At 60.7% G+C, this 16,206-nt stretch carries 11 protein-coding genes; 3 read left to right on the top strand and 8 right to left on the bottom strand.

What is annotated here, in order from left to right; translation table 11 throughout:
- Positions 1–43: 43 nt before the first annotated feature.
- On the top strand, positions 44–1,249 hold the full coding sequence (locus tag ACZ5J0_RS08570) for an ROK family transcriptional regulator (protein WP_464094583.1): 1,206 nt from the start codon (positions 44–46) through the stop codon (positions 1,247–1,249).
- Between the two features lie 5 nt (positions 1,250–1,254).
- On the opposite strand, the gene ACZ5J0_RS08575 is transcribed toward ACZ5J0_RS08570, so the two are convergent.
- From ACZ5J0_RS08575 to ACZ5J0_RS08600, 6 genes are all read right to left on the bottom strand, one after another.
- The gene (locus tag ACZ5J0_RS08575; protein WP_464094584.1) at positions 1,255–3,324 is read right to left on the bottom strand and encodes a glycosyl hydrolase; all 2,070 of its coding nucleotides are present in this window, start codon (positions 3,322–3,324) and stop codon (positions 1,255–1,257) included.
- A gap of 197 nt (positions 3,325–3,521) precedes the next feature.
- The gene (locus ACZ5J0_RS08580) at positions 3,522–4,184 is read right to left on the bottom strand and encodes an IclR family transcriptional regulator (protein ID WP_464094585.1); all 663 of its coding nucleotides are present in this window, start codon (positions 4,182–4,184) and stop codon (positions 3,522–3,524) included.
- Positions 4,185–4,205: 21 nt separating this feature from the next.
- On the bottom strand, positions 4,206–5,891 hold the full coding sequence (locus tag ACZ5J0_RS08585; RefSeq protein ID WP_464094586.1) for a thiamine pyrophosphate-binding protein: 1,686 nt from the start codon (positions 5,889–5,891) through the stop codon (positions 4,206–4,208).
- 91 nt (positions 5,892–5,982) lie between these two features.
- Positions 5,983–7,362 carry a 2-hydroxycarboxylate transporter family protein gene (locus ACZ5J0_RS08590; RefSeq protein ID WP_464094587.1) on the bottom strand — a complete coding sequence of 460 codons (1,380 nt, stop codon included), beginning with the start codon at positions 7,360–7,362 and terminating at the stop codon, positions 5,983–5,985.
- A 135-nt stretch (positions 7,363–7,497) separates the two neighbouring features.
- Complete coding sequence (locus ACZ5J0_RS08595; protein WP_464094588.1) at positions 7,498–8,370, bottom strand: hydroxymethylglutaryl-CoA lyase; 873 nt, start codon at positions 8,368–8,370, stop codon at positions 7,498–7,500.
- Positions 8,370–9,602 (bottom strand): CaiB/BaiF CoA transferase family protein, encoded by a 1,233-nt coding sequence (locus ACZ5J0_RS08600; protein ID WP_464097220.1) that lies wholly within the window; start codon positions 9,600–9,602, stop codon positions 8,370–8,372. The genes ACZ5J0_RS08595 and ACZ5J0_RS08600 overlap by 1 nt, the downstream gene beginning before the upstream one ends.
- Before the next feature lie 331 nt (positions 9,603–9,933).
- Here ACZ5J0_RS08600 and ACZ5J0_RS08605 point away from each other — a divergent pair, with 331 nt between their 5' ends.
- Both ACZ5J0_RS08605 and ACZ5J0_RS08610 read left to right on the top strand, forming a co-directional pair.
- Positions 9,934–11,004, top strand: a complete 1,071-nt coding sequence (locus tag ACZ5J0_RS08605) for an isocitrate/isopropylmalate dehydrogenase family protein (RefSeq protein ID WP_464094590.1) — start codon at positions 9,934–9,936, stop codon at positions 11,002–11,004.
- 117 nt (positions 11,005–11,121) lie between these two features.
- Entirely contained in the window at positions 11,122–12,111 is a 990-nt protein-coding gene (locus tag ACZ5J0_RS08610) for an NAD(P)-dependent oxidoreductase (RefSeq protein ID WP_464094591.1), read from the top strand.
- A 209-nt stretch (positions 12,112–12,320) separates the two neighbouring features.
- Here ACZ5J0_RS08610 and ACZ5J0_RS08615 read toward each other — a convergent pair whose 3' ends face one another.
- Both ACZ5J0_RS08615 and ACZ5J0_RS08620 read right to left on the bottom strand, forming a co-directional pair.
- Positions 12,321–13,352, bottom strand: a complete 1,032-nt coding sequence (locus ACZ5J0_RS08615; protein ID WP_464094592.1) for a DUF4192 domain-containing protein — start codon at positions 13,350–13,352, stop codon at positions 12,321–12,323.
- 696 nt (positions 13,353–14,048) lie between these two features.
- Positions 14,049–16,097, bottom strand: coding sequence for a carbohydrate binding domain-containing protein (locus tag ACZ5J0_RS08620; protein WP_250821622.1), 2,049 nt, complete (start codon positions 16,095–16,097; stop codon positions 14,049–14,051).
- Between the last annotated feature and the right edge of the window lie 109 nt (positions 16,098–16,206).

Genomic DNA, 16,206 nt, shown 5'->3' on the forward strand with positions numbered 1-16,206 from the left:
TGACCAGCAATACTTAGCACATGAGCCGAGGCCCCAAGCGTCCATGACCGTCATTCCTTCACCCAAGATAACGCCGACAAGCAGGGCAGTGATCCTGGACCGAGTCCGGGCTGAGGGTCCTGTCAGCCGCGTCGAGCTTGCCGAGCGCACCGGTCTGACGCAGGCTTCCATTTCCAATCTGGTCCGGTCTCTCCTGGAGGAGGGACTCCTCCAGGAGACGGGTGAGCGCACTTACACAGGTGCCAAAGGGAAGCCCCGTGTCCTGCTTGGGCTGAACCCCCGTGCGCGATGCAGTGTGGGAATCCAGCTGGGTGCAGACTGGATTGTGGTTCTGGTGACTGACGCGGCTGGCTCCGTGATGGCGAGAACAAGGGTTCGCGGTGCCCGCTCCAGGCCTCCCACAGAGGTTGTTGCTGAGGTGTCAAACCACGTTAAGGCGCTGCTGAGACTGGCCAGCGTTGATGCCGGAATTGTGGCTGGCATCGGGCTGGTCGCCCCGGGCGCACTTGATCTGGATGAAGGATCCATCCTGTCCTCGCCCAGCATGCCCCGGTGGGAGGGATTTCCCGTCCGGGAAGCCGTCTCTGAGGCCACCGGGATCCCGACGCTGCTGGATAACGTAGCCACGGCCGCTGCCATGGGAGACTTCTGGAGTGGAGCTATTCCCAACGCCACGGCTCACTGCACCCTCTACATGGGGGCAAGCATTAGTGTCGGATTGCTCTTCTCCGGGTCCTTGTACCGCGGTGCAAGCTCGAACGCTGGCCCCCTTGGAAACGTACATTTCCAAGGGGGTCAGCGGTCCGGACTGAATCTGGAGGAAGTGGCCGGACCGCGGGCCGTGGCGGAACGCGCCAGGAAGGCTGTGGCCGCCGGTCGGTCAACCACGGCCAAGCTGTCTCTCGACAACGACCCTTTCAGCGATTTCGCCGCAGTTGCCACTGCGGCGGTTCACGGTGATGTTTTGTCACTGGCTCTCATCGAGGAGTCGGCCACCCACATAGCCGACGCGGTTCTGGCGGTGGTGAACATCCTCGATTTGGACTCCGTAACCCTAGCTGGACCCTCATTCACCACCGCAGGCTCCCTCTACCTGCCCTTCGTTGACAGGCGTCTCCGGGCGGACGCTTTTGCATCCCCAAAACACCCAGTAACCGTGCGGCTGTCTACGCAGGTCACTGATGCAGCCTCTGTAGGGGCCGCAGCGCTGATGTTGCAGCAGAACTTCAATCAACCGCCGATGACCTGACGGCCCTACTGCGCTTTCAGGTCGTCCAGGTAAACGGTGCCACTGGTGGAGGTTCCCTCGGATGTCTGGTTGATGAAGATATTGAACTGGGAAAGGTCCTGAAGGTCCTCGGGGGTAATACGCCGGTCAGCGTTGGCTGTGTCCCATGGTGCTGGCCTGAAGTCGGTAAACGGGATGCTGATGTTGTCGCCTTGTGTATTGGCAAGGGATGGGTAGGCTTCGTAAGCAACGCCGCCGCAAACCAGTTGCAGCACGAGCTTGTGCTGCGAACCGTCCGGCTGTAACCACAGCGAAAACGCGCTGAAACTGGACCAGTCTCCGTCTATTCGTCGAGTGATACCTGTGTAGTTCTGGAGGCTGAAATCGTATTTGAAACTCAGGGATCGTTGGCCGCTTCCGACCGGCGCGTCAGCCAATGAGATGGCATTGGCGCCTACTGTGCTGTAGCTCGCCCTGAGTTCGTCGTCGTCCGCATAGGCTTCAAAGTCGTCGACTACGCCCGGGGCGTTGGCTGGCTTCTGCCCGAGGACCACATGCTGAGCTGCCGTGAGCCTGTGCTTGCCTGGGAGTTCAGCAGTCACTGTGAGAGCGGTACGTTGGTTGACTAAAACGGCCTCGGCTACAGCCAGAGTCCCCACGTAGTAGCCGGATGCGGCGTCGAAATTCAGGGGATACTTGCGGGAGTCATCTCCGAGCGTGAACCACACGGCCTTCGGTTTAACGTCGCTCACCCGAACACGGACGGTGGTGGCCGTCCCTGTGATGCGCGCTCCATCCACTGGTGAAACTACGTGCACAGCAGGTGCGTGAGCCTCAGTCTTGACTTTGCGCTTCCACATGTTGCTCTTGGTCAAGTCTGAGCTGAACACAGTGAAGTCATCAGCTTCGAAGGCACGGAAGTCCTCCAACATTTCGTGCTCGGTGAGTTGGCCTGTCGCCGGATGGGGAACAAAAAACTGTTCCGTGCTGTAGTTGGTCCATGTCAGCATCCACGCCATTCGGCGTGCGTCGGGATCAGCCTTGATGGCATTGAGGACTTGTGAGTACCACTCCGGATTGGGATTCTGGCCGTTGGCCTTCAGCGCTCCGCTGATGCCGACTTCAGTGAGGGCGGCAACCTTTCCCCGCTCATCAGCGATTCGGGAAATCATGCCCAGATCCGCCACGAGCCCATCGAGCCACTGCCGTGAACCACCGGAACTGTCATAGTTGTCGATGCCCAGGACATCCACAAAGGCGTCTCCTGGATAGGTTCGAAGGAAGACATCGCTGGTTCCACCGAACCCGCCGCCAGGGGAGTAGGAATAGAGGAAGTTGTGCACGCCTTTGACATCGCGCAGGTACTCCACGGTGTACCGGAACAGCTCGATGTACTGTGAGGACGAGGTGTGGGCTGCACCCCACCAGAACCATGAGCCGGCATTCTCGTGGAATGGCCGGAAAATCATGGGGATGGCATCACCGTCGTCGTCTACTGCGGCCTTCGCAAGCCGTGCCACTCGGTCAAGGTAGTCGGTGAACTGTTGGTGTTTGTCCCCGCCAGGCATGATGCGGGGGACAACGCCGCCGTCGGTATCGTTGAAGGCCCCGCCGGTGACGAAATTGTCCATGTGGGCCGAGAAGGTCTGTATGCCGCCGATCCTGTCAGCTGCCTTAACGAGGTTCAGGGTGTGTTGGAAATTCTGCTCGGGCTCGGGGCTTCCGGGGGCGGATCCGAAGCCGTCATGACCAAAGTCCCAACCAAACACGGCAGGGTGGTGTCCCGTTCCGGCTTTCACATCGGATTGCAACCCATCTGCTTGATTCGGGTCAAATGTCAGTCCGAACTCGGTGTCCTGCTGATGCCCGAAGAGTATCCCTTGGCCTTGTTGGGATCGCAGATAAGAGAAAAGGGAGGCCGTTCGGGAGGTAGCTTGGGGGTCCACGATGGACACTCGTTCTGGCGGGCCGGATCTGGTTGATTCCAGCGGTGGTGCGGCCGTTGCTGTGACGGCGGTGGACGTCGCGAGTAGGCAAATCAGGGCAATGGCGGCCCCCATACGGAGGCGGCGAAGGGGTTCACGTGAAGATTTCAAAGTGGTCCTGTCTTCTCAGGGATGCTGCAATGCATCACCATCGGACCACAGTATGTGATTAAATTAACTTGGTAAAGTAATTCACCGGCTGGAATATTTGGAGCTATCTCATTGCAAGCCTCTAGAGCGCCGAGGCCGGTACTTCCCAAATGACGGATCAAACCAGCCGTGCTGGCGTCGGGGGCGCGCCCACCGACTTATAGAGTCTGTCTTCTTCGCTCAACGGCGTCCGCGATTGTTAGTGCTGCGCTAATCACTTGGTCGCCGTAGTCTTGGCCGGGTGATTTGACCACACGGGCAAGGGGCATGGCCAAGCAGACGGCTGCGATGATTCCTTCCTCGGTTTGCACCGGGGCACTGATCGACCCCAGACCCGGGGTTCGGATACCGACCGACTCGATCCAACCGACTTCGGCAAGTTCGGTGAGAGTTTCCTCGTCGGCCGCTAACAGCCTGCCGCTGGAGCCTTGGGGGAGTGGAAGCCGCGCTCCTATTGGCAGGATTGCCCGGAGTTCGTGCTGGCTGTCGGCGCTGAGCAGGCATACGCGTTCGTCTCCTCGCTTCACCCATAGTTGTGCGGTTTCGCCGGTTTGGTCGCGTAGCTCGCGGAGGACTGGCAAACCGGCGTTTTCCAGTGCGGATCTCACGAACCGGTCTCCCAGCCGAAATGCGCCGCCGTCGGTGCGGCGCAGGAAACCATAGTCCACCATCTGCAGGGCCAGCCGGTGTGTAGTGGACGCCGATAGGCCGGTCTGCCGTGCCAGTTCACTGGCTGACACGGCGGACCGGCCGACGGCATCGAGGATGGCGGCGGCGCGCTCCAAGGTGCGGTTGCTTCCGTTGGTTTCAGATGAGGGCATGTCAGTAGCCTATGATGCTGGCTAGCCCTTGGCGGCCACTGACTCGGACATGTAGTCGGCCACCACTTTCTGCGAGATGGCGATGTCCAGGACGAATACGCCTTCCTCATGGTGCGCAAGCCAGTCTTGGAGTTGCTGCAGCTCAGCTAGGGTGCGGACCTTGGTGCCATATGACCCCAGAGCACGCCCGAGGGCAGCGAAGTCGACCTCGTCAATCAGCATTGCCTCCTCGTGCAGGCCCTTGACGGCGTACTGGTGGAGCTCTGCGCCGTAGGCAGAGTCGTTGAGCACCACAATCACGCCTCTCCGGGTTGCCCGCAGGAATGTCTCGAAGTCGGCTAGACCCATGAGTCCGCCGCCGTCGCCACTGACTAGCACGGTGGTGCGCTCGGGGCGTGCCACCGAGACGCCTGCTGCGGAACCGAAGCCCATACCGATGGCCTGGAAGGCGGTGCCTACGAGGATCATCGCCTGCGGGTCGGGAACGGAGAGGTACATCGGCGCCCAGCCGATGAAGTGCCCGCCGTCCATCACTACTGAGCGTTCGGCGGGTAGGATCCGGTCCAGGGCTGCTACGACGGCCCGTGGGTTGAGTCGACCATCAGGACCGAACTCCGCGGGATCTTCGCTAGGCCGGGACGAACGGAAGGCGGGACTTGCCACTTCCGGAGCCTGATCGCGCCAGGTCAGCGTTGTCGCAGCCACGGTGCGTGAAAGGAGACTTTCCAGAAATGGCCGGATGTCTGCGCGGATGTACTCTGCTGAGGGCAGGTTTCCGGGGTCTGGCTCGTTGTCGACGCGGATGATGGTGGTTGTCGGAGGAAACAGGTTTCCGTAACGGGTTTGGAAGAGGTTCTGGCTGGCTCCGACAACCAAGACCACATCGGCCTGTCGGGCGACCTCGAGGCGGTGTCGCCTGGTGAAACCGCCTGCGATGCCGAGGTCCCAAGGGCTGGCGAAAGCGTTGACTGCCATGACTGAGGTCATGAAGAGTGCGCCGAGCCGGTCACCCAGGTCACGTAAGGGAGCGACGGCATCAGCCAACAGCACGCCGCGGCCGCCCAGGATCAGTGGCCGTTTCGCGGTGGCGAGCAATCCAGCGACGCGTTCCACATGGGCAGGCTCAGCAGGCCACGCCGGCTTTACCGGCAGAGGCTCCAAGGTCGCTGCTTCCGCTGGCGGCGCTGTCGCCAGGTCGTACGGAATGGCCAGAACCACTGGCTGGACGGTTTGAAGGGCCAGGTCGAAGGCACGATGCGTAATGGCTTCGGCGTTGTCTGGAGTGGCGACGAGCGTCACTACTCCCACAGCGTCGGCTGCTTTGGATTGCTTGATGTCGAAGAACCGGGGGCCGGTGGAGGGTGCATCGCCGACCACCAGAACCAGGGGGATACGGGCGATGCGTGCCTCGGCAAGAGTGGTGTAGGCGTTGGTGAAGCCGGCGCCGTAGGTGGTGGTTGCAGCAGCGATGTCCCCGGTAGCCCGGTAGTATCCGTCGGCCATGGCCACTGTCGCCGATTCATGGCGGGCGGAGGTGAAGGGAAAACCGCGACGTGTGAGCCGGCTGATGAGGTGGACATTCCCGTTGCCCATGAGGCCGAACAGGTGCCCGGCGCGCTCTGCCACAACGTCGCCGACGATCGCCGCTACATTGCCTTCATCCGGAAGCTTGGTCGTCCCGACAGGCGGTGCGTCGGTACTGGTCATGTTCTCTCCAAGTCTGTGGGGTTGCGCGGTGCCCTGCACGAAAAGGGGGCGGGGCACCGCCGTCGCAATTATTGCTGTCGTCGGACGCCTGTCAGGCCAGCAGCGGCACAATGAGTGATGTCACAAACAGGACAAGTGCGCCGCCGAGCCGGTTGGTGAGTGCTGCGAACGGCATCAGGTGCATGCGGTTGGCCGCGCTGAGCACGGACACATCGCCGCTTCCACCCGTGTCTGCCATGACCAGTCCAGGGGTGATGGAGGCTTCGACGAAGTTGAACTTCACCAGCCATCCCAGGATGCCGGAGGTCACGGTGGCGATGACCACTGTGCAGACGGTGAGCAGGATGAACAGCGGGTTGCTCAGTGAGGCGATGACGTCCTTGATGTCGATGTAGGTCAGGCTGACGCCGACGAGGAGGGCCGGCACCAGGACTGCGCCGATCAAGTCGCCCCAGTCGGCTGTGGATTCCTCGATGTCCTTGGGAAGCAGGCCGAAGATCTTCACGGCGGCCGCCGCGATGATGGCCCAGGCGTAGGGGTGCAGGCCCGGGGCGAAAGCTGCCATCAAGTTGCCAAAAACGAAGAGGCTGCCAGCGATGAGCAGACCCTTGCCCAAGGCGATGAAAGAGGATGCGTCGCGCTTGGGAGGCAGGGTGAGTTCGTCAGAGCGGCCCTTGATCCGCATCAGCTGTCCGTGGCCGTTGAAGCCAACGAAGAGCTGCTTTTTACGCTTGCCCAGGCCGTTGTAGATACCTGCGATGAGGATGCAGACCACGTTCGCCATCACGACGGCGGACATCAGGTCGCCCATAAACGCGGCGGAGTCGCTTCCGGTCGCCGAGGCGTACATCTTGGACATCGGCAAGGCCCCCACTCCCAGGCCGCCGGCCATGATCGGGGCGGCGATGAAGAGGATGCCTTCGATGAAACCGAAGCCCGTCACCAAGCCGAGCAATCCAACGAGGACGAAAGTTGCAATGAGGCAGCCCACCACCGGCACCGCGAAGCGCGGACCTGCTTTGAGGAGTAATGCTCTGGGCATGCCGAGAATGGATCCCGCGATGATGCCGATGACAAAGAAGTCCAGGAAGCCATGGCCTTCGATGAAGTTTTGGACCACCGTCACCAGATTCCCGGGCATGACGCCGAAGAAGGCCAAGGTGGCGGGGGCGAACGTGCACAGGATGGTAGGAAGGCCGAAGTCACGGACTACCGGGAAGAGGTTCCCGATCCAGATGAAAAGACCGCCAAGAAGGATAGTGGTTGCGAAACCGACCACCATGGTGTCGGGGAGGTTGCCCGTGAGCGACGCGGTGACAACCAACGCCGCCAGGACTAGGTACAAGGGAGCAGGAATGCTGGCAATGCTGGATCCGAGCCGACCGGGGTAGTGCGTTCCGGGGCGAGCCCCCGCCGTTTTTGTGACGGGGTGCTTGATGCCGCCGGCAGGGCCGGGACTGTTCTCGCTCATAACCGTGTCCGTTGGTTCGCTGGTGGGTTCTGTTGTGCGTGGGCTTGTAGACATCATCGTCTCCAAAACTGTGAGTAGGAATCGTTATCAGTGCTTGGTCTCTGGTGGTGAGGCTTCTTGCTGTCAGTGGGGTGGTTAGCGGGCGGGATCGAGGATCGCTGCGGGAGAGTGCGTGACGATATCCCGCGCGAGCCTGACGGCTTCCGCGAGGCGCTCCTCGTCGACTCCGGTTTCGTGGCCGATACCGTGCAGATATTTGACGAGCTCTTCAGTGGCGATGTTGCCATGGGCGCCCGGAGCGAAGGGGCAGCCGCCAAAGCCGCCCAGCGCAGCGTCGAAACGCACGACGCCGGCAGTCACCGCTGCGCCCACAGTCGCCAGTGCTTGACTGTGTGCATTGTGCAGGTGGAGATAGTAGGTCATGTTCGGCTCCGAATCACGCACGTGGGCCAGGCTGGCGATCACCTGCTCCGTGGAGGTGGTGCCCAACGTATCGGCCAGGCCGATATTGTTGATGCCCATACTCTTGAAAGCGCGGATGACTCGAAGCAGATGGTCGATGTTGACGGGGCCTTCGAAAGGGCACGTGAAGGCAGTGGAGATGCCGGCGAAGAAGCGGATCTGCGGAAAACGCGCCACCGTGTCGGCGATTCCTGCCAGGGCATCCTCGATGCTTTGCCCTGCGTTGGCGTTACTGTGCGCCTGGCTGGCAGAGGCGACGACTTGGATATCCCTGGCTCCTGCATCCACGGCTCTTTCGATGCCTTTTCCGTTGAGGGCCAAGCTGGTGTAGCTAACGGTGTCGATGGTGGGCAAAGAGGCAATGACCTCCGCCGCGTCGGCCATTTGCGGTACCCGCCGGGGATTGACGAAGGAAACCGCCTCAATGCGTTTGATTCCGGCTTCGACCAGGGCTTCGGCTATCTCGAGTTTGTGCGCTGTTGCGACGATGACCTCTTCATCCTGTAGTCCGTCGCGCAGGAAGACGTCCGTAATTTCGACCTGCATCAGCGCACCTCCTGTGGTCCCAGTGCCGCGATCTCGTCATTATCCATACCGGCGAGCTCACGCAGGACCTCTTCGGTGTGCTGGCCAAGATCGGGACCGATCCAGTTGACCTGTCCCTGGTGGCCGGGCAGCTTCGGGACGACCCCCGGGAACCGGATGAGCTCGGGTTCGTCGTCGACCACTACCTCGTGGGTTTGAATCATGTCGCGGGCCAGATAGTGCTTGTCCACGGCGATGCTGGGTGCGTCGTAGACCGGTCCGGCGGGGACGCCGGCGTCGTCCAGTTTGTCGAGCACGTCTGTGAGGGGCATGCTGCCGGTCCAGGCTGCGATGGCGCCGTTGAGTTCTTCCTCGCGCGCCCCGCGGGCGTCGGTGGTGAGAAGGGTTTCATCCTCCGCAAGGTCGTCTCGGCCGATGGCCTTCATGAGGCGGATGAAGACGGAGTTCGAGTTGCCCCCGATGACCACCTCCAGATCGTCCTGGCACAGGTATGAGCCGGTAGGAACGACGCCGGGAAGCGCGCCACCGGTGCGTTTACGGATAATGCCGTAGGCGTCGTAGTCGGGGACGAGGGACTCCAAAAGGCTGAAGATACCTTCGTAGAGTGCAACATCCACGATCCTTGATGCCCCGGTGTTCACGCCGCGGGCCCTCTGCAGCATGAGCATCAACGCTCCGATCACACCATAGAGTCCGGCCACGGTATCGCCCATGCTGGCAGCGGCGCGGCCTGCAGGTCGGTCCGGCTCGCCCGTGACATACCTAAGACCCGCAAAGGACTCGGCCGAACTGCCAAAACCGGCACGGTTCTTGTAGGGGCCTGTCTGTCCGTAGCCGGAAATGCGCACCAGCACCAGGTCGGGGTTGAGTTCCTGGAGGACGTCCGGGCCCAGTCCCCATTTTTCGAGAGTGCCGGGTCGGAAGTTCTCGATCACCACATCGCACTGGGCAGCGATCTTCTTGACTGCTTCGCGTCCCACTGCCGAACGTAGATCGAGGGCCACGGATTTCTTGTTTCGGCCGATAGTGCGGAACAGCATGGACGTGGCACCACGGGTCTTCCGCCAATCACGCAGTTCGTCCCCGCCGTCGGGCTTTTCAATCTTGATGACCTCGGCGCCAAAGTCCCCGAAAAGGCGTCCCGCAAATGGCCCGGCGATGAAGCTGCCAAGCTCCAACACGCGGATGCCTTGTAGGGGGAGGGCGTTCTCTTCCAGTTGAGGTTGCTTCATCATTTCTTCCTGCCTGCGTCTTTGAATGCCGGACCTGATATCAAGTTTCCCACCCAGTGGGAATTCCTTGTCATCAAGCGGATAGACGATAGCAGCCTCATGTGACGCACGCAACAGTCTCAAATGATGACGCCCAGCGGTGACTCGCTGGCCCGCCGGCGCGGGCGGCACCTTGCGTCCCGCGTCGTGCCCTGCTAGCGTCTTCCCACCAAACAAGCATCTCATCCCACCCAGTGGGATCAGGGCCAATCCGGTCGTGGCCAACGACGGCTGCGGCTTGGAAGGCCTGACGGTGCGACGACCCCCCCCACGACCAGTAAGGCAGTAAACCATGGCTCACTATGACATCGCCGTCATGCCGGGAGACGGCATCGGGCCGGAAGTCGTTGACGCGGCTTTGTCCGTCCTGAAGGAATGCCAAGCCCGATACGGGCTTACGATCAACTACGCGTTCTACGACTTCAGTGCTGACCTGTACCGCCGCACCGGAAGAAAAATTACCGCCGCTGACATGGATGAAATCGGCGAAGCGGACGCAGTGCTGTTCGGCGCAATGGGGCTCCCAGACGTCCGTGGACCCGAAGGCCTCGAACTTGGCGCCCAGGTAGAGATGCGTGCACACTACGGACTGTTCTCAAGTCTCCGCCCGGTCCGGCTCTTTCCGGGTGTCGAGAGCCCCGTGAAAGCGAAGGACATCGACATGCTCGTCATCCGGGAGACCTCTGAAGGGATGTTCGCCGGATTGTCGGATTATCATGAGCCCAGTGACGAGAGTGCGAGCGATCGCATGACGATCACCCGGGCCACCTGCGAGAAGCTGTTCGATGTCGCGTTCTCCCAGGCACGGGCACGTCGCAAGCGGGGTACCCCAGGTCATGTCACCCTGCTGCACAAGTCCAATGCCCTCCGCAGCAACGTCCTGATGGAAAAGGTGTTCGACGAGGTTGCAGCAAGAAACACTGATGTTGGAAGCGCGAAGTACTACATTGACGCCGGCTCCATGTACATGGTGACCGACCCTGAACGCTACGACGTAGTGGTCTCAGAGAACATCTTCGGAGACATCATTTCCGAGATCGCAGCTGGCCTCGTCGGCGGCCTGGGCGTGGCACCTTCCGCCGATGTCAGCCTTACACACGGCGTGTTCCAGCCATCCCACGGCAGCGCGCCGGATATCGCAGGCAAGGGAATCGCAAACCCAATCGCAATGATCCTGTCGGCCGCCATGATGGTCGAATGGCTTGGCGGGCAACACGACGATGATCTCTGCATCCGCGTAGCACAGAACATACAGGCTGCCGTCGAAGCAGCGCTGGCATCAGGACCTCTGGCACGCGACCTCGGCGGAACAGCAGGAACACAGCAAGTACTCGAGACGATCATCAAAGCCCTGCCAGCGTAGGTCGGCGCGGAGCCGGGCAACCGGCCCATCGTCCGTACCCGCCAGCAACCCTTCGCAAACCCGTATACATTGCCACGTCACCGTCGACAGGGCAGTCCTCAAGAAAGATACGCACCCATGACCTACAAAGTCCTGTTCGTTAACCCACTCAAGGATTACATCGACCGCCTTCTGGAGTCGGCACCCGAGGGGTTCGAGGTGAAAGTGATGCCGCTGACAGGGGATATTTCTGAGATTTGCCGTGAAGCCGAGGATGCCGACTTCCTCATCTCCGGAGTTGATGTGCCCGAAGAAGTCTTCCGCTCCGCAAAGAACGTGCATTTCATCCAATACATGAGTTCCGGCTACGGTCAGCTTCCCATCGATACCCTGAACGAACTCGGGGTCCCGGTCGCACAAATGAAAACCCACTCCATCTCAGTCGCCGAGCACGCGCTCACCCTCCTGCTAACCGTGATGCGGCGGATCCCGGCTTCCGCTCAGCTATTGCGTGCGGGAAAGTGGCGCGAAGACCTGGACGAGACGTCCTATTCGGAGCTCTACAACAAAACAGTCGGGATCGTCGGGCTGGGAAACATCGGACGGTGGATCGGGAAAATAGTGCACCATGGTTTTGGCGCCAACGTAGTCTTTTACGACAACGGGGAAATTCCACTCACCGTTTCGGAACTCATTCCCGCGCGCCCCGTCGCGTTGGAAGAACTGATGGAAGTGTCCGACGTCGTCTGCTTGGCACTGCCGCTGAATGCGGAATCAAACAAGCTGATCGGCCGGAACAAACTTGCCCTGATGAAGCAGAACGCCGTTCTGGTGAACGTCGGCCGTGGCGAAGTCCTAGACCAGAACGCCCTTATTGACGCACTTCGGGAGGGACGCATCGCAGGAGCCGGGCTTGATGTCTACGACAGGGAGCCGCTCGACACAGCCAGTGAACTACTGAATATGGAACAGGTTGTCTGCACGCCCCACATGGCAGGTGTCGGCTGGGAAAATGTCCAGCGCAGAATCGAAACCGTGTGGCAGAACTTCGATGCGGTCCTGCGCGGCGACACGCCTCTAGGCGTTGTTACGACGGTGAAGAAGGGGGCTGCCTGTACCGCCGCGTAGGGGTGTCCAAGGGCCCGCGTGGGCAGTCTCAACCAGCTCGAAGGCTGTTTGGCGTTTGTAGACGCTCGTCGGGCTACTACTGGCCACCGCCTCCTTTTCTGTGCGCCGGAGGTCGTGGTGTAGGTGTCGCCTCTACTTGTGTTCCAGCCGGCCACGATGAGGACGCCCTCTATTGGTACGAAGCAGGGCACAAATTGTCTGCCCCTCTTTCAGGGTATGTCGAGTTGGGTTTTGTAGGCGGTGTTTTTGATGGTGTTCCAGCCTGCGATGATGCCGGCTCCGAGCATTTGGTCGGTGAGTCGTGCGAAGCGGCAGCCGGGGTCGGTGTCGAGGGCGAGTTGGAGGTATTGGTGTGCTTTGGATCCTCGGCCTTCCCACCAATTGATGTAGCCGATAGTGGTGAGGATGGGAGCTGCGTGTTGTGAGCTGGTTCTGGTATAGGCGTGGATGAGGAGTTGTTCTGCCCATTCGACGCGCGACCACTGAGGTGCAGTCTCCGTTAGCGCGAAAAGTATGTGTTGGGGTGGTTCGTCGATGCCGGGGATGTCGGCCATAAGCCGGTCGCGGATGTGGGGGAATTGGAAGTTCGCGATGAGCGTGGCGCAGTCCTCGTCGGTGGGGAAGTCGTTGCTGTCGAGCATCGCTGTCCAGAGCTGGCTGGCATGTTCCGCGGCTTGATGAGGTGCCTGCGCGCGGATGGTGCTGATGCAGTTTTCGACGCCGGTGGCGTGGTCTGCTTCGTGGGTCGGCGTCGGGAGGACGATGAGGTTGGTGGGTTCGATGGTGCTGCCGCGGTAGATGAATTCGGCGTTGACTCGGCTGTATTCAGTGGTGCTGATGGGCAGGCTGATGTCTTGGCCGGGTTCGCTGTCGTAGGGGGAGTAGGTTTCGTCGTTGACGAAGATTCCGTCGCGTATGGTGATGCCGTTCTCTGCGAGGACCCCGGTAAGGGCGGCGATGGTAGCTGCATGTGGTTTGGGCCGGCCTGGTTCGCCGTGGGTTGAGGTGTAGAGGGCGAAGACGATGCTTGTGGCGCTGGTGTCGCTTGTGAGGTAGCTGCTGACGGTTCGGGCGTAGGAAAGTTCCGTGCCGGGGTATCGGGGGAGGTCGATGCGGAGGGTGGCGCCGACCTTGCCTTTGTCCAGGGTGATGAAGACCAGACTCTCTTGGGGCCAGAACCCTAGGGTGTGCCCGATGAAGCTGAGCAGGTCTGCCGGGTCTTTGATGGTGAGCGCATTCATTGTCCTGTTCCTTTGCCCTTGTCTGTCGTCCTGCGGTCGTTGGTCTGGTGGGTCGTTCTGTTAGGGACCAATTCGCTGGTTAGGGGCTGGAGTGCAACTCAGGGGGACGGGGCAGGTCCGGAAAGATCGGAAGGGGAGAAGTGGCGTAGGCGCGTCGAGCGGAGTTTTCAGATTGGCACAGGCATGTCAGTGCACTGGTTGCGCGGAGGCCCCATCCGGCGATGATCGGGATATCAGAATGACAAAAGCGTTGTTGCTTCTGGTTATTCATGGGCAGGTGGGGGTGGGGCGTCATGACGTGAGCGGACTTGGTCTTCGGCATGTGCCATCGCTTGGCGGGATGGTTGTGCCGGACGGGCCGGGGACTGCTTTCAGTCCCGACATATACGCCGTTATCGGCCAGAGGGAGTCAGACATACAGTTCTGGACGTGGCGGATGGCTGACTCCCCGGCCAGACCACGGTTCTACCGGCCGGAGGGAGACGGCCCTGGAGGTCGTGGCGACTCTCGGACTGCGAGCCATGCAGACTGCGCAAGAAACGGTTTCGCTTGCCAGGTACTTCTGTGGGTCCTTTGGAGACCTGCTCACCGCGGCTTCGACGATGAGGCTGCAAACGGAGGCGACGCCGGGATCCGGCGCCGCCTCCTTCCCGGCTCACGTGACCGGAAGGCCCGGGTACGTGAGGTCTTTGTGTGTCAGGCGCAAGGGTTTCCTTGTCTGACTGTTCCGTCCTTCACTTGGTGATAACCGGGTCCAGCAGCGTAGTTGTTTGCTCCGTTGTTGTCCCAGGTGCCCGCCGCGTTATTGAATGCAGCGGTAATTCCGGAAGCTCCGTTGAGGGGGATGGAGGTGGTTACCCAACCAGGGCATGAGGCAGTCATGGTTATGCCCGGGGCCGTGGTCCATGCACCGGTCCCCACCCGATAGTGGGCGTAATAGGCGGACCAATTCTTGTTGGTTGAGTAGAACAGCACTGTGGTGTCTGTCGGTCCAGGGGTAGATGAACCGCTGCAAGGATCGGTATGACTAACCACATTGCCGTTCACGGTTGCGATCCCACCGCTCAAGGCGTAATTGCTGGTGTTGTTGTTGTCCCATACGCCGTTTCCGTTGTTGAACGCAGCCGTTGCACCGGCTGAGCCGGCGGGGATGGTGTACGAGAGCCACCCAGGGCAGGCGGCGGTCATGGTGACGCCCGGTGCGGTTGTCCAGGCGCCGGCGCCCACCCGGTAGTGCATTTTGTAGTCGCTCCAGCCCTTGGCGGTGGAGTAGTACACCTTGAGGTTGATTGCCCCCGGCTCTGTTTGCCCGCCTGCTTTTGCGTTGATGTGCAACGCGAGGGCGGCATTTTGGTCGACAGTGGCCTGGAAAGTCCCGGATGCGTCCACGGTTACCGCGTCACCCGCTGAGCAGCCGGTAGCGGTGGGCAGTCCCGCCACCACGTTGCAGTAGCGGCCGGCGGGAAGGGAGCTCTGGAAAGTCCTGGTGATGGCATTGCCGCGGTTGATCGCCACATAGCCCTTATCGCCACGACCAAAGGCGATGGCGTTCGAGCCGTTGTCCCACTTGTTGACGATCGGGGCGCCATATGTCGTATTGCGGAAGCCCACCATGTTTTCGATGTTGGTTTGCGCATGCTTGCAAGTCCAGCCATTCCGGCCGCACACGGGATCTATGACTTCCCCGTTCGAGGCAACAGCCGGTCCTGTCTCATTGTTGGAGAAGGAATAACCTGAATGGATCGAGGGGGATCCGTAGTTCCACGCCATTGTGAAGATCTGGGCGAGATCGTAGTTTGCCCCGTCCTTGTAGGTGAGCGTTTCGCCGTTTCGTTCTGTGTCATGGTTGTCGACGAAGACTGCGGCGTTCTGTTGAGGAAGGAAACCGGCCCAGGTGGAGCCGATGCCATTACCTGTGATCAGCCAGTTGATGTTCCCGCCGTTGAAGGCCTCTTTGAGTTTGCGGGCGAAGGCAAACTCGTGGATATCACCGTTGCTGGTGTATTCCTCCGGCTGTACCGGTTCGTTGGCCCGGATAACTTCCTGGACTACGTAGAGCCTGGCACGGTCATTGACCCTGGAGAGAATTCCTTGCATGTCGCTGGCCGCAATATGTTTGACGGCGTCAATCCGGAACCCGTCAACTCCCAAGGTCACCAGATCGTTGAGGTATTCGGCAATTCTTCCCTGAACGTAGGGGGAGGACGTGTTGAGGTCGGAGAGGTTGACCAGATTGCACTCCTGGACTTCCCATCGGTTTTGGTAGTTGGCGATGTCCCTTCGGCACGAGTGAAAGTCCTGCCCTTGGTAGTTTCCGGGATAGTCGTAGTGCTGGAATGTGGTTCCTGCCCAACCCGTTCCCCCGGTGCTCTTTCCGGACATGTGGTTAATCACGGCATCGGCGATCACTTTCACACCCGCGGTGTGGCAGGTGTCCACCATGTGCTTGAACTCCGTACGCGTGCCCAGCCGTGACTCCACCTTGTAGCTGACCGGCTGGTAGTGGGTCCACCATTCCGGGCCTTGTACGTGTTCTTGCGGGGGAGATGTCTGTACGAATCCGTATCCGGCTGGCCCGAGGTTCTCTGTGCATTCGCGGGCTATTGCGTTCCATGTCCAGGAGAACATCACCGCGGTGGCGTCTTTGGGTCCGGGAGCCGCGGCTTGGGCCAGGGGAGCTGAAAGCGTGGAGGTAAACAGTGTGCCGAAGACGGTAAGAAGGACCAACGTGGCTAAGAATTGCAAGCGTTTCCTTTTGTGAGGAAAGTGGACTGCGACGTCCTCGTCGTGTGCTGGCATGGAGGTGAGTCTCCTCGATGATGGAGCCGCTGCAGGCCGGGAGTCCTAGGCAGCG

It is taken from the genome of Arthrobacter sp. DualSoilB13, from assembly GCF_055389195.1.